Genomic DNA, 17,473 nt, shown 5'->3' with positions numbered 1-17,473 from the left:
GAGAGGAAGCGTGGCAGAGGTTGCCATGGAAGCAGGAGCGTCAAGAAATACGGTAAAGCGAGGGCTGCACGAGTTGGGAACAGGAGAGTGCTACCGGCCTGGAGAGCGCCTTCGTCAAACTGGTGAAGAAAGAAAGCCGTTGAGCAAGATGCGACGTTGCAAGCAGATCTGGAAAGCCTGCTCGATCCCAAAGGTGATCCGATGAGTCTGGTGCGATGGACGACCAAGTCCCTGGCACAGTTGGTCAAGGCATTGGAAGCTCTGGGGCACCAAATCAAGAAATCAGCCTTGGCAGAATTGCTTCACGATCTGGGCTTCTCCTTACGTGCCAATAAAAAGAACATCGAAGGGGTCTCTCATCCTGATCGAGATGCTCAATTTCATCACATCAAAGGGCAATGCCAGGCGTTTGAACAGCAGGGCAACCCGATCATTTCTGTCGATTGCAAGAAAAAGGAGTTGATCGGGAATTTCAAGAACAATGGCTCAACATGGCAAGCCAAGGGAGCGCAACGGAAGTCAATGTCTATGACTTTTTGTCCCTCGCTGATGGCAAAGCCATTCCTTATGGGGTTTACGACCTGGTCCATAATCAGGGCTTCGTCAACGTTGGCCTGGACCATGACACAGCGGAATTTGCGGTGGAAAGTATCAGAAGGTGGTGGCAGCGATCAGGAAAAGCGTTCTATCCCGACAAAAAGCATCTGCTCATCACCGCCGATGGAGGTGGGTCTAATGGGGTAAGGAACCGCTTGTGGAAAAAGAAGCTGCAAGAACTTGCCAACGAAGAACAGCTTTCCATTACCGTCGCCCATTATCCACCTGCTACCAGCAAATGGAACACGATTGAACATCGCTTGTTTTCCTTCATTTCCATCAACTGGCGGGCGAAACCGCTGACCTCACTGGAAGTGGTCCTCGAACTGATTTCGCATACGACAACGAATGAAGGCTTGACGGTAATGGCACTCAAGGACAGCAATCCCTATCCGACTGGACTCAAGGTGACTGATGACGAGCTTGCTGCCCTCAACTTGCTTCGCGATCCCTTTCATGGCGAATGGAACTATACCATCAAGCCTCAACTGCAATGATTACCTTATTTCCGGAAATACCCTTAATGCCCGTCCACGTTCTTCAGAGAAAAACGTCGTTGTCAGCAGAGCCACGACTTGAGGAAGCATAAGCGCTGCCATACTGCCTTGACAGATGCGAAAGACAATCAACCATATGGTACCAGGTGCCCAGCCACACAAAGCAGAGAACAAGGTAAATCCAGCAACGCCTAGAAGGAATATCTGTTTGCGTCCGTAGAGATCGCCAAGGCGCCCTCCTGTAACCAATACCACGGCAAACGCGAGAGTGTATCCTGCGAGAACCAGTTGTATGTCTGCAAAGCTCGCATGAAGCGTTGTTTCAAGCGATGGAGCGGCAACATTGACAATAAAGGTATCAAGTGATCCCATAAAGGTTGCAAGAAGAACGACCAACAGCATGAGCCAACGACGTGCATCAGCACGAGATGGTTCGCCTTGTTGTAGATCAATATTGGGAAAGGATATATCAGTGACACTCCGCGTCGGCTAAAGCCGAGCAGCTTCTGACACTGTGCCGTAGTCGGATTCGTGAGATAGGTGGCGTAGCCACTACTCAAAGTGAATCCGTAGTTGGGACGCAATATCTGAGAGGGGCGCGCCCATCCGGCGCCTTCCTCTCTGGGCGGTGCCATGCCCGTTGGCATGATCTCCACGCCTTGCCGCAGGGAGAGATGGTCCCATCTGGCATTTGGCATCCTGGGAGATCCCAACACCTGAGCCTTTCGGCTCCCTCTTCGCACGTCGCGTCAGAGCATGAGGCTTTTCCTTCAAAGGGGCTTGCGTACGCTCGATCAAGCGCTGCCCGACTCTCAGGCTGGCATTTCTGTCGGCATGGTCGCGCATCTGGCACTGTGGGCAGAAGCAGAGGGCGGTGCCGGGAGTATAGCCCTCCTGGGGTTGTCCCTGGTTGTAGCGCACGACCAGGCCATGACAACGATGGCATTGCCGGCTGGTATTGCGCGGATTCACACGGGCCGTGATGATACCGCCTCCATTCCACGCCTTGTACTTTGAGTAGCGGAAAATGCGGCCCTTCATCCAGTAGGCCCGTTTCGTATTGCCCCGACGCGAATACTTGCCCTGCTCTGGTTGCAGGTTGCCTAGATGCTCGAAGACGAGAATACTCGCCTCGTGCTTGGTGGCGAACTGGACAATGCGAGCGCTCACCAGGTGCGCGCTCTGTTCGTCAACGTGCCTGATTTTGGCCCAGAGGTCGGCATTGTCCTGTTCGTTCTCGGCAATGATGCCAGTCTGTGATCGGTTGCGCGCAATACGTCCAAGCAGTTGCGCGCCTTGTGCCCGATACCGCTGTGCCACTCCCAATGAAGGAAGTAGCCAGGATGGTGCCGTCAACGGTCTGGACGCTGCACACAGCTACGTGATGATCAAGATTGAGATCCACCGCGCAGAGACGTGTATCGGCGGCGGTGAGTTGCTCTATAACTTTTGCGGGCGCCTCGAATGTCTTTTCGAGAGGGGTATGCAACCACCAGCGATCTCCCTTGCGGACGAGTTGCGGACTGCCCATCAGATCACCATCAGGGAGATCGCGACCGAGCGTGTGTAGTTTGAGCCAGGACCAGCACGAGCCGGTCCAGACCTTGAGCATGATAGAACGGGTACAACGCTCGCGCCAAAGGCTTGCGTAGAAGGGAGCCGACTTATTCCATGATCGGGGCGGGACTGGTGGCCGCCCCCTGAACGGCCTCCTCTTGCCCTTCTTCGTGTGTTTGGCTTCGTGTTTCTGCTTACGTGCTCGCCATGTTCTGAGAGAGGAGAAGAAGGAGCGAGCCGAGCCGAGCGCGGCATTGATAGCAGCGCGTCGGAACAGAGCAGGGATATCTGGCGCGAGATCGGTGAGTGGCATGATCGGATGGGGGTTGGCACCCGTTCCATGGGTGAGTCTCTCCAGGGCCGTGAGGGCCTCCTTATTTTTGAGGGCAAGAAGACCTTCGTGTGCCTGGATACAGTCGAAATAAAAGGCCACGACGTGATTGAAGAGGACCTGGTTTGCCGCGAAGTAGGCAGCATACTGCGGTGGATAGTGTAATGCCTGCCTGATGGTTTTCGTGGCTTTTGCCATGTTCAGTACCTCCTCTCGCAAAATATATGGTATCTCTCTTAGAGAATACCAGACTGATGTGAAATTGTCAAACATGTGTTCTATATAGTACTATATTTTACAAGGGCTAAAGCCCAATAACACGCCTCACCACGGTCTAAAGAACCGTGGCTTGCGGCGGGCTAAAGCCCTCTCCTGTCATGAGATATTTATTCTCTTTCGTCGAAGTGTCATTGTGCTCTTGGCTGTAAAACCGTATGTTGAACTGGCAGCAACACACCATTGCATGTAGACATCCAAGCGGTATTCATGGGTGATGTGATACATCAAGCAGTTTTAGCATATGAGGTTGCCTGCCAATTGAGTGATATCTATTGTCTCTGCCATTCGCTGGTAGCCTGTATCATTCGGATGAATATCATCACCAGAATTACACCTGGGATCGAGTCTCGTTTCATCCTCTGGATGGCGTAACGCTGCCGCAAAATCAAAGATGGCATCAAACCACTGGGTTCCCTGTTCGCGGAGCCAGGTATTCACAATACGCCACTGTGCTACCTGCTCAGGCGTGTATGAACCAGGTAGAATCGTCGAACCGAAGATGCGCGGGCGGCGTTCCCGCAAGAGAGTGGCAAGCTGCTGCAAACCATCAATCATAGTTGTGGCTTGTGCATCATTGCGCAGGTCATTGATTCCAATCTGCACAATCACGTCTGTCACAGCTACTTGTTCCAGGACATCCCAGGCCAAACGATGCAATGTCATCTCACCTGCCGCAGAAAACCGAGTTGTTAGCAATTCATTCCAACTGATGCCTGCGTTGAGGACCGACATAAAGCCTGCCTCGCCTGCAGCCGCGAGCCGGCGAGCTAAGTAATCTGGATAGCGCCTGTTTGCATCGATAGTGGAGAACGCGCCATCAGTCGTAGAATCCCCCAGCGTTACGACCACGTTGATTGGTTTTTCCGGCAAGACATCCACACCAGTTACAGCCCACCAGGCTGTCGTCATGAGTGGATAGGAGGGAAGAAGTTCCTCAACCGCCGTTATCGTACTGGCGCTCCTGGCACCAAGCGTTGAAACATAGGAGGTCTGTGAGGCGATGAGGTGTCCAGTGAAGATGTCACCCTCTGCGACGATAAAGTTGATGACGAGATTGCTGAATGCTTCCACCTGAAGGTGAATGGGATCACTCACTATTTCTCTCCCGGCTTCAATTGAGACACGTTCCTGCCCTTGAAAAAGGACAGGTTGAGATGGTCTCTCCTGCACAAGACCAAAGATGGAGCGCCCGACAGAGATTGAGGTGAGCACGAGTGGGTGCTCACCGTAGCGGTTTGAAAAGCGGAGCCGGATCTGGCTCCCTCCAGCATGGAGATGGACGATTTGTGAGAGCGTGCGGCCCGTGAAATGTGCTGGCTGCATTTGCATGGGGGCTGCGTACCATGCGCCTCTCCAATTGGACCCGGAGTCCGAAGCAAGAGGAAGAGACTGAACATCCTGCTGTTTTCTTGTATCTGCATGCATGGTGAATTTCTCCTTTTTTCTTCGAGAGCCATTCTGGTTCTTCGTTTGCGTATTTGATGCGCAAGGGCTTCTTGATGCGTGTAGTGTACCCTTGATTGTTGAGGCAATCTATGGCATAGTGTCAGGAAAATATGTCTGATCATCTCAATATTGGAGAATATCGTGGATGTTTTGACAGATGTGCTTCATTCCCTCGATCTGAAAGGTTGGCTTTCTTCGCGTACAGAGATGACGACGTCCTGGCGTTTTGAATTTGCTGCCAGTCAAGATATGATTTTTCACATTCTCACGTTTGGTGGTGGGTATCTCTTTATCGAGGGAGAGCGAGAGCCTCTGCGAATCGAGGATGGAGACGTTATGCTCTTTCCTCATGGTCATGCTCACATCCTCTGTGATGAACCCGCATCACCCTTGACCCAAGCCGTATGCTTGAACTATGAAGCGTATCGTGAGCATCGGCTCTTCCCTTCCGAGAATGAAGGGACAAAGATGGTGATGCTTTGTGGCGCGTTCCATTTTGACCAGCCTGGCGACTCCCCCTTGCTCCACTGCTTACCAAAAGTCATTCATATTCCAGGAGAACGGGGACGCATGGAGCATGGCTTTGCTGATATCGTGAATTTCATAGCCCGTGAGTCAATTTCCCTGAAGACGGGGAGTGAAGTGATGCTAAGGCGGCTGACAGAAATGCTCTTCATCCAGGTCATCCGTCTTTGGATTGATCAGCAAGCAGATGCCGAGAGAGGATGGTTAGCAGCACTACGAGATCAGCCCATCAGCATGGCACTGGGTCTGATTCATCAGTTTCCCGAGCAAGGGTGGAAAGTCGAGGAATTGGCAGAGGCGGTAGCACTCTCTCGTTCTGTGTTCTCCGCGCGCTTCACGCATCTTGTGGGGGAGCCACCCTTGAAGTACCTCACACGCTGGCGTATGCAGAAGGCATTGCGTTTACTCAAAAACGAGGTCAAGGTGGAGAAGATCGCCCAGCAACTTGGCTATGAGTCGGAAGCGGCCTTTCGCAAAGCCTTTAAGCGAGAAATAGGCATCCCTCCGGCCCGGTATCGCAAGCATGGCTAACTGGACACGCAGAGCACTAGCATACAAAGCTTACCAATGCCGAGACAGAGGTTGAACAGATTGTGAATGGGGTTATGTTGCAAAAACAATGAGGAAAGAATGTAAATGTGAGCAGACTCGCTCAAGCTTTCTTAGGCAACCACTCCAAAGAGCGTGGTGATCAGTGCGACTTGCCCTCTCACATCCCCTTTTACAGAGAACGCGGCGAGAAAGCCCCGGTCATTCATGCCGGGGATGAATCGCCGCCTCTGCTGGATGAGAGGAAAGAGAGCAGGGTCAGATACCTAGAACTTGCGTTCTTCTCGTTCCTCTGGGACAATAGACGTCAGTGGATCGAGATCACGTGTATGTTCGAAGAAGGGGCCACAATGCCGAAGAAGTGTCAGGGACAACGCAAACAGAAGGAACAGCAGGAGAAGCGACCTGCGACGCCCACCTTTCTGCTGGAACTGCCCCTGGCCGTCGATGCAGGGCAAGCCGCCCGCCTGCGCGCTCATCTGGAAGCCGCTCGTCAGCTCTACAACGCCATCCTCTCCCAAGGACAACAGCGCCTGCGCCGCATGCGGTCTGACCCCGCCTGGCAAGAGGCCCGCGCCCTTCCTCGCACCCACAAAGCGGAACGAGCGGCAGCCTTCTCCGCCTTGCGCAAGGCGCATGGCTTCTCCGAAGCCGCGCTACATGAAGCCGTCAAGAGGCTGCGCGTGGGCTGGATTGCCGAGCACATCGAGGCCGTGCTCGCCCAAACCCTGGCCACTCGCGCCTATCGTGCTCTCAACCGCGTCTGCCTGGGGAAAGCGAAACGCGTGCGTTTCAAGAGCCGAGGACGTGGCCTCTCCAGCATCGAGAACAAGCGCAACGATACCAGTCTCCGCTTTGTCCTGCAGCCCGCCTCTGAAGGCAACGCCGGCTATCTGCTCTGGAACGGAGACCAGTTGCCCGCCCTCATCAATTGGAAGGATGAGGTGGTGATCCATGGCTTGAGGCACCGCATCAAGTACGCCCGCCTCATCCAACGTCCCGCCAGCAGCCCCAGAGCGGCCGGAGCCGATGCACAGGGCTCTCGCTACGTCGTGCAGTTGGCCCTGGAGGGCAAGCCCCACCACAAACCCAAGCACACGATTGGCCAGGGCATCGTTGGGGCTGACCTGGGACCCTCGACCCTTGCGCTCGTTCCCCAGCAAGGGGAGGCGAGCTTGCAGGTGTTCTGCGCGGAACTGGCTCCTGAGGCCTGTGCCATTCGCCGTTTGCAGCGGCAGATGGATCGGCAGCGGCGAGCGGGCAATCCAGAGCACTACGACGAGAAGGGGCGCGTCAAGAAACAGGGGAAGAAGCGTCTGCCCTGGAAGAACAGCAAGCGCTACCAGGCCACCCGGCGGCGCAAGGCGACCAAAGAGCGCAAGCTGGCGGCGCACCGCAAGAGCCTGCACGGCCGCAAGGTGCACGAGGTGGTCGCGCTGGGCAGGACCATCATCCTCGAAAAGGTCTCCTACAAGGCATGGCAGAAACGTTTCGGCAAGAGCGTGGGACTGCGAGCACCAGGGATGTTTGTGGAACTCTTGAGACGCACCGTTGCAAGCACGGGCGGCACCCTGGTCGAGGTTCCCACACGCACGACGGCGCTGAGCCAATGGTGCCACGACTGTGGCAGACGGGTCAAGAAGCCGCTTTCTCAGCGCTGGCATCACTGCGAATGCGGCGTAGGACCGGTGCAACGCGACCTGTATTCGGCCTTCCTGGCCGCCTATCTCGATCCAGCAGAACCCACTCCCTCGTGTGCCCGGTACCAAGCGTATTGGGAGGGTGCGGAAGCGCGCCTGCGGGCAGCACACGAGCGTCTAGCACAACGCGCGAGAGAGGGGCAGTCCTTGCCCCGAAGCTTTGGCATCCCCAGAGCCGGAGCGCGTCTGCCCAAAAGTCCAGGGGAACCACCACAAGAGCCAGCTTTCCTGCATCAGTGGGAAGGACTGGAAGCGTGGAACGAATCCCTGGAACCCCCAGCGCTTTAGCGCGGGGAGCTTCAGTTGCCTCAGTTCACACTGGTCAACCATACGCTCTGCTGTTTTGAGATCATTGAAGGCTTTGGGATAGGCGGCATTCTTGTCGACATTAATCACTCGCGGTTCGTTCGGATGAGAAGTGGCAAGGATCTTCACAAAGAAACGCTTGGCTGCCTTCCCATCCCGGGTCGGACTCAGCATGGAATCAAGCGTATGACCTTGCGAGTCAACTGCTCGAGAGAGATAGACCCATTCCTTCTTCACTTTCATGTACGTTTCATCAACCCGCCACGAATCCGTTGTCGTCTTCAAATAAGGTCGGCTGCGCCGTTCTAGCTCAGGGCATAGTGCTGAACCCAGCGATAGATCGTGGTATGGTCGACACCTCGCTCCATGATGCTTGAAAGGGGTGGTCAGTCCAAAGTGAGCAAAAAAAGTCTGGGCCCTTGAAAATAAGGCTCTTGTACATACCCAACACTATCAACGGAAGCAGGGACTGGCAATACCCAAGCAGGCGAAAAGAGGTGAGTGAGTCAAGAAAAATGGCTTGTCATCCAATCTGAGAGATCAGTGGTCATGTCGAAGACGATGGTATTTTCATGGCTATCAGGGATTTCAAATTGCTCAATCACCGGATAAAAACTCTCATTAGCGAGAGAATTCCTCTCTTGTGTCGCCACCACCTGCTGTCTCCTCTTTTCGAGTTCTGCAAGAGGGATGGAGAGGTAGATCGTCACGACCTGGTACTGATGTGAAAGTGCCACCTTCCTATACCGATCTCGGAGCCACTTGAGAAAAAGAGTATCATCCAACACCACGTTTTTCTCCTGGTGCATGAGGGTATCAAGTAACTGGATGCATTGCTGATGAGCTTTCTCCCATTCCTCGGCAGGTTGTGGGCGTGAGAGATCGAGCCCTCGTTGTCTCATGAGATCATCAAGACTCACAGAGACACTCTGGGTTCGTTCGGCTATCTGCTTCGCTAAAGTGGTCTTTCCTGAAAAGGGAGCACCACATACCAAATACAATGTTCTCATCATCGGCCTTTCTCGCATGTATGGGGATGAGTTTAATCTCTCTGTCAGCAGCATACAAGATTTTTGTTCATTGAGCAAGACTGGAAACAAGCGAATTTCGCTTAAAATTCACAGATTTAGGTTATTTGGAGAAGCACAGGTGATAGTTTTTGCTCACTTTGGACTGACCACCCCTTTCAAGCATCATGTGGCGAGGTGGCTTCCCCTTTGCGATGCAACCGTTTACCGAGATGCCCTGGAGCGCCTTCGTGCAGAAAGTCGACGAAGAGTTGAAAGCGGCCTTTCTCCTGGCCAAAGCGGTCCTTCCGATCATGAGTCAGCAAGCCTTCGACAGGCTCATCTACGTCTCGGCTGGAGTGGTAAAATATCCCGATGTGGGTATGATTGCGCACGGCACCGCCAAAGGGGCGCTCAATACGTTTGCGAATTTCATCGCCCAGGAATTTGGTCCGCTAGGGATAACCGCCAATGTCGTGGCTCCTGGCATGACCGCAACAGATGCGACCGCCTTTGTGCCTGAGCAGGTCAAAGAAGCCTTCAGTAACATCACGCCACTGCGCCGTGTCGGAGAGCCTGGTGATGTCGCACGGGTTATCGCCTTCCTTGCCAGCGATGACAGTCGCTTTCTCACAGGAACATACACACCGGTCGACGGTGGGTTCACCCTGGAGTAAGTCGTGTGCCGTGAGGAGAGTTTTCTCTCCTCCGGCCAGCATGTGCGAGCGGCAGTTTCGCCAGTGTTCCCTGGCTCAGACCCATCTCGAGGAGCCTGATTTGCTGAGAACAGAAAAAAACGAGGGAGAGATATCTATGTGTCGTTGGGGTAGTGTGATGGCAATCGGTCTTGCCATCTTTCTGTCGGCAGTTGATGCTAGGCTGCTATCGGCGAGCAGGCCTGCCTCCCAACCCCACGGCTCAGATCAGCGCTTCTCCTCCTTGGCAAACCAGCGCTCGGCTGAGTGAACGAGAGATGCTACGACTTCATTGAGTTCCTTCCCTCTGTCGGTCAACTCATATTCCACACGAATTGGCGATGCTGCGAGAACATGACGTGCCACAAAACGACGTGTCTCAAGATCCCGTAAACGCTCCGTCAACATGCGGTCGGAAATACCTGGAATTGCCCCCAGCAGTTCGTTGAAGCGATACGACCTCGTTGCTAACAGAGAAAGCACCGATCCCATCCACTTTCGTCCCAGAAATTCTAGTATTTCATGATATTGCCCACAGGCAGCGCGATTCTCCACACCTCCGACTCCCTGAGCGCCCCCCTCCGTTTCATGCGCCATTTGATTACTCTCCTCTCCTACCTTTACAGTTCTTACTAGTATGTATCTCCTTACTGTATCACAAATCCCTCACAACAAAGGGGATCGATTGTCGAAGATTAGGGCATTGAAAAGCTCTCAGCAATTACTATTCTGTAAAAACTCGCACAAAAATACTTCTCCCATCATCGTCTTACACGTCTCGCTTACCATATGGCTGACGGAACCATTGTCATCTGACTTCTTGACAATACCAAGTTGATATGCTATAAATTTGTTCGCAGGCTACTTAAAAGTAGCCTGCGAACAAATTTATAGCATATCGTAGGATGAGGTGGATGAGGGCTGAGCCTTCACTGCTGCAACTCATTTTTCGAAAGGATTCTTGACAATGGTCCAGTTAGCACATCGCACCGTGCTGGTTGTTGGTGCATCGGGTGGGATCGGCGAAGAGGTTACGCGCACGCTGCTGGCGACGGGAGCAACAGTCATTGCGCAAGGACGTAGCACTGCTAAGTTACAGGCACTATGTCACTATACTGAGGATCTCAGCGGGGGAAGATTAGTCACATTCGCCCGAAATTTTTCAACCTCACAAGAAACCAATAGTTTCGCGACCCACCTGCTTAATGAATTTGGGCAGCTCGATGGCTTAGTCATCTCGATGGGCGACTGGAGCACGGGCGGAGGCGCGCCCTTGCTTCAGGTGACTGATGAAGCTTGGGAAAAAGGCTTGCAAAATAATCTCACCAGCCACTTTTATGCACTACGCGCCTTGGTGCCGTTGGTTCGGCCCCATTTAGGGGCAGTCGTTCATCTCAGTGGCTATAGTTCGGACATTCCTTACCCCAAAGCCGCTCCCGTGAGCGCTACCAACGCCGGACGCAAGATGCTACTCTTGACAATGGCTGAAGAATTGGCCGGTCAAGGGCCACGCTTCTACGAATTGATTATTGGCATGATTCGCACCCGCCCACGTAAACAGGTCGGCATTGATAATGAAGCTTGGTACCAGGCAGAAGAGATTGGTCAGTATGTTGCTCGCTTGATCGAAGGAGAAGATACGAGAGCGCAGAAAACATTACATTACCTGACCGATCGCGGTTCCACTCCACCTTCACGCTGACCACTGCAGGCCTCTTCGTCAACTCATCTTTCCTTAAGTTGCGCAATAAGAGCTCCCAACATTCTCTCCCCCGATTTCTCCTCGAAGCAGGCAACAATGTATGTAAAGAGGAGAGAAAAGATGCTGAGAGCAGTGTTCAGCGGAGAAATATCAAGAAGCTCGCCTACGTCTTTTCGTTTTCGTGGAACATGACTGCTCTTAGTTTCTGGATAACCTGAACATGCTTTCAAAAGACATGTTTCCTTCCCAGATGCTTCTCAAATCATCGATCTCTTCTTTTCCTTAGAGGGGAAAGCGGGGGAGGAAAATGTTGAGAGCTCTAAGATCTGGACGGATTTCGTCTTGTTCAGGCAAGGCTCCGTGAAGCAGGAAGCCCTCGAAGTGATTAGAGCAATCCCTGGCTTGAGCCATGGAGAAGATGTCAGTGAAATGATTCTGTCGTTCTCGCTGGAACAGGAGAAAGCCATTTTTTCCCCCACCCCATGATAGCTATCACTGCATCTTGCAAATCAAGCCCTGCCTCAGTTAATTCATACTCCACTTTGACAGGTGAAGACGCAATGACCCGACGGATGACAATGTTCTGTTCCTCAAGCTCCCGTAAGCGTTCCGTGAGAAGACGATGAGAGATACCAGGAATGATATTCTCAATCTCGGTAAAACGACGTGGCCCTTTTATGAGCGCAAAGAGAACGGCTCCCATCCATCGACGGCCAATGAGTTCAATAGCTTGATGATACTGGGGGCAAAATTCCAGGTTCTCTACGGTTTCACTCTGCTGAATTGGGGATCTCTCTCTCGATTGGGCCTGATGATCTGTCATAGCTTTCTTCCCTCTCAACGCATGGCATTGTTCTTTTTCTCACACTATACCATAACAACCTTCTTTTTGAGAACCGGGGAACATAGCATAACTTGAGTATTTCTTACATCTTTGGTACTTGACACAACCAATCTGACAACGTATACTCATATTAGTTACTATAAGTAACTTAGGTATTAACAATAACTAACTATCGATGAACAATTTGCATACTCACACGTTGATTTCTGTTCTGCCGAACAGACTGAAGACGACGGCAGCAGAACAGATAATGCTTTTCAGGGAGGAATTGTATGAGTACATTTGACACGAACACTACCCAGGCATCTGCACTTCAGCATCTAGCCTTCTTCGTTGACTCGTGGAAAGCTCATGGCACTTTTTTCGCCACCCCTACTTCTTCTCAAAAGACTATCGAGATGAATATTCATGGCACCCAGGATTTAGAGAACAATTGGCTCATCTTGCGTACAGAGGAAATTCCCACGCCTGAGAATCCCCATCCTCTTTCTGCCATCTACATCTGGGGCTATGACCTCACCTCACGACAATTTATTGCCTCCTGGTTTGATAGTCACGGAGGGAGAGCAACACAGACCTCATCTGGCTGGGATGGAGATCAACTTGTGTTCCTAGTGCATTCTGACGAAAGGTCATAGGAAATGTGGTATCATAGAGGGCATGAAAGCCCCCATTTTTATTCGACCACTGACCAAAGACGAACACAGCCAGATCCAGGCGGGGTTGCGTTCGTCCAATGCCTTCGTGTTGCGACGCAGCCAAATATTGCTCGCGTCTGCCCGTGGGGAGCGCGCCCCCGCTATCGCCAAGTATCTGGGCTGCGACGACCAGACCGTTCGCAATGCGATCAAAGGCTTCAATATAGCTGGACTCACCGTGCTCAAAGAGGGGTCTTCGCGTCCCCATCGACTCCGAACGACCTTCACCATCGAAGCGGCCGAGCGGTTGAAAGCGCTCTTGCACCGCAGTCCCCACGACTTTGGACTCGACCGTGGCCTGTGGACCTTGGAACTGGCGGCCAAGATCAGTTTCGAGCAGGGCGTTATCCCCCACAAAACGTCGGTGGCGAGCGTGCGCCGAGCGCTCCAAAGCTTAGGGACCAATTGGAAGCGTGCCAAACATTGGATTACCAGCCCCGACCCCCAGTACCAGCAAAAAAAAACGCACGCGATCGGCTGATGGCCTGGGCGAGCACCCAACCAGGCTGGGTCATCGGGTTTGTGGACGAGGTGTGGTGGAGCAGGTTCGCTCTTCCTCGTCTGTCCGCCTGGCAAGGGAAAGATCAACCCGTGCGCTTGGTGGAACAGACGTGGCAAAAAGGTGATCCTGATCCCAAAGCTCTCGCCTGTTATGGAGTATTGTGGCAACAGGGACCGATCGATGATCCGATTCGCAAACAGATGTCGCTGCGCTTCGTGACCGGACGCCCCGTCAGCGCCATCACCACCCAATTTCTGGAGTGGTGTTGCACTCGACTACAAGCTCAAAACAAGACTTCTTGGCTGCTGATCTGGGATAATGCCTCCTTTCACGTGAGCAAGATGGTGCGGACCTGGATCAGAGAGCACAACAGCCTGGTCAAAGCCGAGGGCAAGGGCGTGCGTATTCTGCCTTTGTTTCTGCCCACGAAAAGCCCCTGGCTCAATCCCATTGAGCCCAAATGGGTCCATGCCAAACGCAATGTAGTCGAACATGATGGGCTGCTTACCGCCAAACAGCTTGCCGCACGAGTCTGTGCCTACTTTGGATGTTCCTATGAGCCACATCTTGTTCTTTCCGAAAAGGTTTCGTAATTATGCACTAGGTGAGATGACCGTTGCAGATCAGACATTCCCTCTGCGTGATACCTTTGTCAAAAAGGGAGAAAACACGTATTATCACATCGGAGAGGCGTATTTCCAGGCACAGTGGGTTCCTGTAGATGAGGAAACAGTTTCTCGAGAAGAGAAACCGCTGCAATAACGCCCCTACAAGCGTGTGATCACCGTAAAACGCTTAGCCTGCATGTCTCGCTGTCAGGAGGAGGGGACATGCCACTGGACTTGGCTTTTTTATTAAAGACGGTTTGATCGAACCTGTCGATTTGGCCCTCTCCCATTCGTCGTTTTAGTATGAAGGGGAAATCTGGTCCCCTGAAAATCAGAGGGGGAGGTCAGAAAAGGACTGGCAAAGAAACCGTCAGAGGAACTCTGATAGGTCAATGGTCAAACAGTACCTCGCTGGCCCTAGCGGGGATTTTTGGGAGGGAAAAATGCCGGAACCCCTTTTGGCACCTAACGTTGCGCAGGAAAATCCAAACAAGCAAAGGAAATATGTTATGTCAAGACAGATGATGGGAACTCCACAGAATGAGGAAGACCGCCTCGACGAGGCAGGCATTCCTCCTATGCAACTGCATCATATTGCGTTTAAAACTGCCAGGTTTCTGGAGATGCGAGAGTTCTATCGCACCTTCCTCGGCGTCCACCCGGTCCTCGAAGTGGAGGGCATCGCGGGTTTTTACACCTTCGATCTGGCTCACCATCGCCTGGTCCTCTTTCACGATCCCATATGCACCGAACAGGTGCTCACCAGCGCGGGCATGCATCATGTAGCATTTACCTACAGCATTGACGATCTCATGCGGGTGTACCAGCGTTTGAAACACAAGGGCCTGCTGCCGTACATGGCGATGAATCATGGTCCGAATACGTCGTTCTATTACCGAGATCCTGACAACAATGCCCTTGAACTCCAAGTCGACAACTATGGACCCGACTTGCGCAAGGGTCTGGAAGCAATGCGCGCGCTCCAGACAAGTTCCAATCCCCTCGGGGTCATGGTGAACCCGGAAACATTCCTGGCAGCCTGGCAAGCGGGAGCAACACTCACGGAGTTACACGAACGTTCCTGCGCGGGCGAGTTTGCCGAAGGAGCCGCTCCGTTCCCAATAGGGTGATCAGTTCAGGGCAATATCCGGCACTGACGCGCATTTCTGGAGCCAGTCCAATCAGACTCCAAAGAGGCAGATAATGACCGGCGGGTTATTCGGACACCGAGAAACGCGGTGCCCGAATAACTCTGTCCCTGAGACTGAGCCATCCCGGTTCATGGCGTGATCTCCATCTCAGGGGCGAGAACAGAGATCAGTTGTCCCAACTCTTTTCGTCGGAATCGCACCAATAGACCAGTTTTTAAGAGGTTTTTTTCTATGGATGCTGCGGTCTTACACGAGTATGGAACACCACAGTTTGGCACATTTGACGACCCCGTAAAGCTGACAGGCACCGAGATTGTGGACGTGACCGCTGCGGCTATTAGTCACTTCGATCTCTTTTTGGCCTCAGGGCAGCATTTTCTCAGCCCATCTCAGTTCCCGTTCGTCGCCGGGCGTGAAGGGGTTGGTCGTCTCGCTGACGGGAGGCGCGTCTACTTCGCCGCTCCCATCTCGCCTTACGGCTCGATGGCACAACAGACCATGGTGGCTTCTCAGGGTCTTATCGAGGTTCCTGATGGGGTCGATGACGCGGTGGCTGCCGCCTTGGGCAATGCAGGGTTGGCGGCATGGCTCCCCCTGGAGTGGCGAGCGCAACTGATTCCAGGAGAAACGGTCCTGGTGCTGGGGGCCACTGGGATTGCTGGTCAGCTTGCGGTGCAGGCCGCCAAAGTCCTTGGTGCCGGGCGCGTCGTTGCTGCCGGCCGCAATGCAGACATGCTGCGGCGCGTCCAGGAACTGGGGGCAGATGCCACCGTCAATCTCACAACGAGCGACAGTCTGGTAGCCTCGTATCGTGAGGCGGCACAGGGAGAGATTGACGTGATTATCGACTATGTGTGGGGACCACCAACCGAAGCTGCGCTTCAAGCGGCCACGGTCGGTGGGCGCCTGGTTCAGGTGGGGACCACCGCCGGGAATGAAATCACCCTGAAAGGCTCCCTGATACGTAACCAATCCCTCACGATCTTCGGGTACGCCAGCGGTCATGTCTCTCTAGAGCGAAGAACGACCGTCTATCGCCATATGGCAGAGCTTGCAGGGCAAGGTCGGCTCATTGTCCCTGTCGAACGCATGCCCCTCCAGCAGGTTGAACAAGCCTGGGAGCGTCAGCGGGCCGGGACACGCCAGCGACTCGTCCTCATGCCTTGAAATGGGACGTTCATGGGGGAGTACAAGGATTCGTACAAAAGTGGGCCATTTGGCAGAAGGCCCACTTCCTCACATCTTTTATCGCACCTAATGTGTAAAAAGTGCTGATGTTCACTGGCTCTCAGAGAAGTATTTTTGTTCTCCATTGGCTATTTACCGCACCTAATGCGCGGTTAGGTGCGATAACGTATGGGCACAGACATCGATATGTACAATGCCCAGCATTCGGAGCGAAAGAGGAAGCATGGATAAAGCATACGTTCACGGCTACGATCATCGAGAAACCATCCGTTTACAGGACCAAGCCTCTACTTTGGTTGAGCTCCTGCACTCCGATACCTCGTATCCGGCAGGAAGCCGGGTTCTGGAAGCCGGTTGCGGCGTTGGTGCACAAACTGTCACCCTTGCGCAAAACAGCCCGAATGCTTTGATTACTTCTGTCGATATCTCCGAGGTCTCTGTCCGAGAAGCCAGGCGAAAGGTGGCGGCGGCAGGCTTGACCAATGTTCACTTTCACCAGGCAGACATCTTCAATTTATCTCATGGGCTGGACACCTTCGATCACATTTTCGTCTGTTTCGTCCTGGAACATCTCTCACGGCCTCTCGAGGCACTGCAAACGCTGAAAAACCATTTGAGGCCAGGCGGCACAATCACGGTGATCGAAGGGGATCATGGTTCGGCCTTCTTTCATCCTGAGAGCGAAGCCGCATATAAAGCGATCCAGTCTCAGGTTGAACTGCAACGGCAGGCTGGCGGCAACGCGATGATTGGGAGAGAACTTTACCCGCTGTTGCTTGGCGCAGGCTATACATCCATTCGTGCCTCTCCTCGAATGGTCTACGTCGATTCGAGCAAACCTGAGTTGGTCGAAGGGTTCACAAAGAGGACATTTACGGCGATGATTGAGGGTGTCCGTGAAGCGGCAATCAGCGCAGGTCTCGTTGAGCCAGACGTGTTCGAAAAGGGAATCAGGGACTTATATCGGGCGACAGAGTCGGATGGAGTATTCTGTTACACGTTCTTTAAGGCTATCGGAGAGAAATGAGTGGGTAGGACTCCATTAACTGGTGAAAGTGGGAGAGACTTGCAAAAATCAGGCTCCATTGACAAGATATGGAGATGCAAAGCACCACATCTGACCCAATGGAGCCGTCGAGACCATTTTGCCCGAAGCAGCATGCCCCGGCGCGGGGCACCACCAGGGATGAAAGAGGATATACTGGAGAGAGATCGCGGCCAGAGTGAGAACGGACTCCAAATTATGAACAGAAGCGTGAGCCCGAAGCTGTCTCCAGGTACCTGTTTGCAC

Annotated in this window: 15 protein-coding genes and 3 pseudogenes; 11 read left to right on the top strand and 7 right to left on the bottom strand. The window is 53.2% G+C overall.

The genetic code is table 11. The annotated features are described in order from the left end of the window. Positions 1 to 201 precede the first annotated feature (201 nt). Positions 202 to 1,094: pseudogene (locus tag KRAC_RS53495) on the top strand (ISAzo13 family transposase). Here KRAC_RS53495 and KRAC_RS53490 read toward each other — a convergent pair. From KRAC_RS53490 to KRAC_RS53475, 3 genes and pseudogenes are all read right to left on the bottom strand, one after another. Then, complete coding sequence (locus tag KRAC_RS53490; RefSeq protein WP_040447616.1) at positions 1,095 to 1,496, bottom strand: MFS transporter; 402 nt, start codon at positions 1,494 to 1,496, stop codon at positions 1,095 to 1,097. Between the two features lie 150 nt (positions 1,497 to 1,646). After that, a pseudogene (locus KRAC_RS68325) lies at positions 1,647 to 3,180 on the bottom strand (zinc ribbon domain-containing protein). 315 nt (positions 3,181 to 3,495) lie between these two features. Further along, positions 3,496 to 4,686 (bottom strand): GDSL-type esterase/lipase family protein, encoded by a 1,191-nt coding sequence (locus KRAC_RS53475; RefSeq protein ID WP_007921491.1) that lies wholly within the window; start codon positions 4,684 to 4,686, stop codon positions 3,496 to 3,498. Positions 4,687 to 4,848: 162 nt separating this feature from the next. Between KRAC_RS53475 and KRAC_RS53470 the strand changes: the two genes are divergently transcribed. Beyond that, on the top strand, positions 4,849 to 5,763 hold the full coding sequence (locus tag KRAC_RS53470) for an AraC family transcriptional regulator (protein ID WP_007921490.1): 915 nt from the start codon (positions 4,849 to 4,851) through the stop codon (positions 5,761 to 5,763). A 368-nt stretch (positions 5,764 to 6,131) separates the two neighbouring features. Further along, complete coding sequence (locus tag KRAC_RS53465; protein ID WP_075164651.1) at positions 6,132 to 7,769, top strand: zinc ribbon domain-containing protein; 1,638 nt, start codon at positions 6,132 to 6,134, stop codon at positions 7,767 to 7,769. Between the two features lie 9 nt (positions 7,770 to 7,778). Here the strand turns inward: KRAC_RS53465 and KRAC_RS68320 are convergent. Together KRAC_RS68320 and KRAC_RS53460 are read right to left on the bottom strand one after the other, a co-directional pair. Beyond that, positions 7,779 to 8,152 (bottom strand): annotated as a pseudogene (locus tag KRAC_RS68320) (IS6 family transposase); the annotation flags it as partial. Between the two features lie 141 nt (positions 8,153 to 8,293). Then, positions 8,294 to 8,797, bottom strand: a complete 504-nt coding sequence (locus tag KRAC_RS53460) for an ATP-binding protein (RefSeq protein ID WP_040447613.1) — start codon at positions 8,795 to 8,797, stop codon at positions 8,294 to 8,296. Positions 8,798 to 9,009: 212 nt separating this feature from the next. On the opposite strand from KRAC_RS53460, the gene KRAC_RS53455 reads away from it, so the two are divergent. Beyond that, complete coding sequence (locus KRAC_RS53455; RefSeq protein WP_211221503.1) at positions 9,010 to 9,471, top strand: SDR family oxidoreductase; 462 nt, start codon at positions 9,010 to 9,012, stop codon at positions 9,469 to 9,471. A gap of 246 nt (positions 9,472 to 9,717) precedes the next feature. Here the strand turns inward: KRAC_RS53455 and KRAC_RS53450 are convergent, their stop codons facing one another. Further along, positions 9,718 to 10,086, bottom strand: a complete 369-nt coding sequence (locus KRAC_RS53450) for a winged helix-turn-helix transcriptional regulator (protein ID WP_007921485.1) — start codon at positions 10,084 to 10,086, stop codon at positions 9,718 to 9,720. Positions 10,087 to 10,456: 370 nt separating this feature from the next. Here KRAC_RS53450 and KRAC_RS53445 point away from each other — a divergent pair, with 370 nt between their 5' ends. Further along, on the top strand, positions 10,457 to 11,191 hold the full coding sequence (locus tag KRAC_RS53445) for an SDR family NAD(P)-dependent oxidoreductase (protein WP_007921483.1): 735 nt from the start codon (positions 10,457 to 10,459) through the stop codon (positions 11,189 to 11,191). 421 nt (positions 11,192 to 11,612) lie between these two features. Here the strand turns inward: KRAC_RS53445 and KRAC_RS53435 are convergent, their stop codons facing one another. Then, a complete protein-coding gene (locus KRAC_RS53435; RefSeq protein WP_007921479.1) occupies positions 11,613 to 12,014 on the bottom strand; it encodes a winged helix-turn-helix transcriptional regulator in 402 nt (133 codons plus the stop codon). Positions 12,015 to 12,307: 293 nt separating this feature from the next. On the opposite strand from KRAC_RS53435, the gene KRAC_RS64390 reads away from it, so the two are divergent. From KRAC_RS64390 to KRAC_RS53400, 6 genes are all read left to right on the top strand, one after another. Beyond that, entirely contained in the window at positions 12,308 to 12,673 is a 366-nt protein-coding gene (locus KRAC_RS64390) for a DUF1579 domain-containing protein (RefSeq protein ID WP_007921478.1), read from the top strand. Positions 12,674 to 12,695: 22 nt separating this feature from the next. Further along, positions 12,696 to 13,214: a helix-turn-helix domain-containing protein gene (locus KRAC_RS53425; RefSeq protein WP_007908282.1), complete on the top strand. Its 519-nt coding sequence runs from the start codon at positions 12,696 to 12,698 to the stop codon at positions 13,212 to 13,214. After that, positions 13,157 to 13,828: a transposase gene (locus KRAC_RS53420; RefSeq protein ID WP_244422055.1), complete on the top strand. Its 672-nt coding sequence runs from the start codon at positions 13,157 to 13,159 to the stop codon at positions 13,826 to 13,828. The genes KRAC_RS53425 and KRAC_RS53420 overlap by 58 nt, the downstream gene beginning before the upstream one ends. A 524-nt stretch (positions 13,829 to 14,352) precedes the next feature. Beyond that, positions 14,353 to 14,973 (top strand): VOC family protein, encoded by a 621-nt coding sequence (locus KRAC_RS53410; RefSeq protein ID WP_007921474.1) that lies wholly within the window; start codon positions 14,353 to 14,355, stop codon positions 14,971 to 14,973. A gap of 252 nt (positions 14,974 to 15,225) precedes the next feature. After that, positions 15,226 to 16,161 (top strand): zinc-binding dehydrogenase, encoded by a 936-nt coding sequence (locus KRAC_RS53405; RefSeq protein WP_007921473.1) that lies wholly within the window; start codon positions 15,226 to 15,228, stop codon positions 16,159 to 16,161. A 244-nt stretch (positions 16,162 to 16,405) separates the two neighbouring features. Continuing rightward, a complete protein-coding gene (locus KRAC_RS53400) occupies positions 16,406 to 17,209 on the top strand; it encodes a class I SAM-dependent methyltransferase (RefSeq protein WP_007921472.1) in 804 nt (267 codons plus the stop codon). The last annotated feature ends 264 nt before the right edge of the window (positions 17,210 to 17,473 follow it).

The sequence above is a fragment of the Ktedonobacter racemifer DSM 44963 genome, assembly GCF_000178855.1.
GTDB lineage: Bacteria > Chloroflexota > Ktedonobacteria > Ktedonobacterales > Ktedonobacteraceae > Ktedonobacter > Ktedonobacter racemifer.
The sequence above is the reverse complement of the archived record's forward strand: the minus strand, read 5'-3'. Positions and strand labels throughout refer to the sequence as shown.

Coding starts and splice junctions, on each gene's coding strand:
- KRAC_RS53450 (WP_007921485.1), bottom strand. CDS start 10,086: ATGGCGCATGAAACGGAGGGGGGCGCTCAGGGAGTCGGAGGTGTGGAG.
- KRAC_RS53435 (WP_007921479.1), bottom strand. CDS start 12,014: ATGACAGATCATCAGGCCCAATCGAGAGAGAGATCCCCAATTCAGCAG.
- KRAC_RS53490 (WP_040447616.1), bottom strand. CDS start 1,496: ATGCTGTTGGTCGTTCTTCTTGCAACCTTTATGGGATCACTTGATACC.
- KRAC_RS53455 (WP_211221503.1), top strand. CDS start 9,010: ATGCAACCGTTTACCGAGATGCCCTGGAGCGCCTTCGTGCAGAAAGTC.
- KRAC_RS53445 (WP_007921483.1), top strand. CDS start 10,457: ATGGTCCAGTTAGCACATCGCACCGTGCTGGTTGTTGGTGCATCGGGT.
- KRAC_RS53405 (WP_007921473.1), top strand. CDS start 15,226: ATGGATGCTGCGGTCTTACACGAGTATGGAACACCACAGTTTGGCACA.
- KRAC_RS53460 (WP_040447613.1), bottom strand. CDS start 8,797: ATGAGAACATTGTATTTGGTATGTGGTGCTCCCTTTTCAGGAAAGACC.
- KRAC_RS53475 (WP_007921491.1), bottom strand. CDS start 4,686: ATGCATGCAGATACAAGAAAACAGCAGGATGTTCAGTCTCTTCCTCTT.
- KRAC_RS53425 (WP_007908282.1), top strand. CDS start 12,696: ATGAAAGCCCCCATTTTTATTCGACCACTGACCAAAGACGAACACAGC.
- KRAC_RS64390 (WP_007921478.1), top strand. CDS start 12,308: ATGAGTACATTTGACACGAACACTACCCAGGCATCTGCACTTCAGCAT.
- KRAC_RS53400 (WP_007921472.1), top strand. CDS start 16,406: ATGGATAAAGCATACGTTCACGGCTACGATCATCGAGAAACCATCCGT.
- KRAC_RS53465 (WP_075164651.1), top strand. CDS start 6,132: ATGCCGAAGAAGTGTCAGGGACAACGCAAACAGAAGGAACAGCAGGAG.
- KRAC_RS53410 (WP_007921474.1), top strand. CDS start 14,353: ATGTCAAGACAGATGATGGGAACTCCACAGAATGAGGAAGACCGCCTC.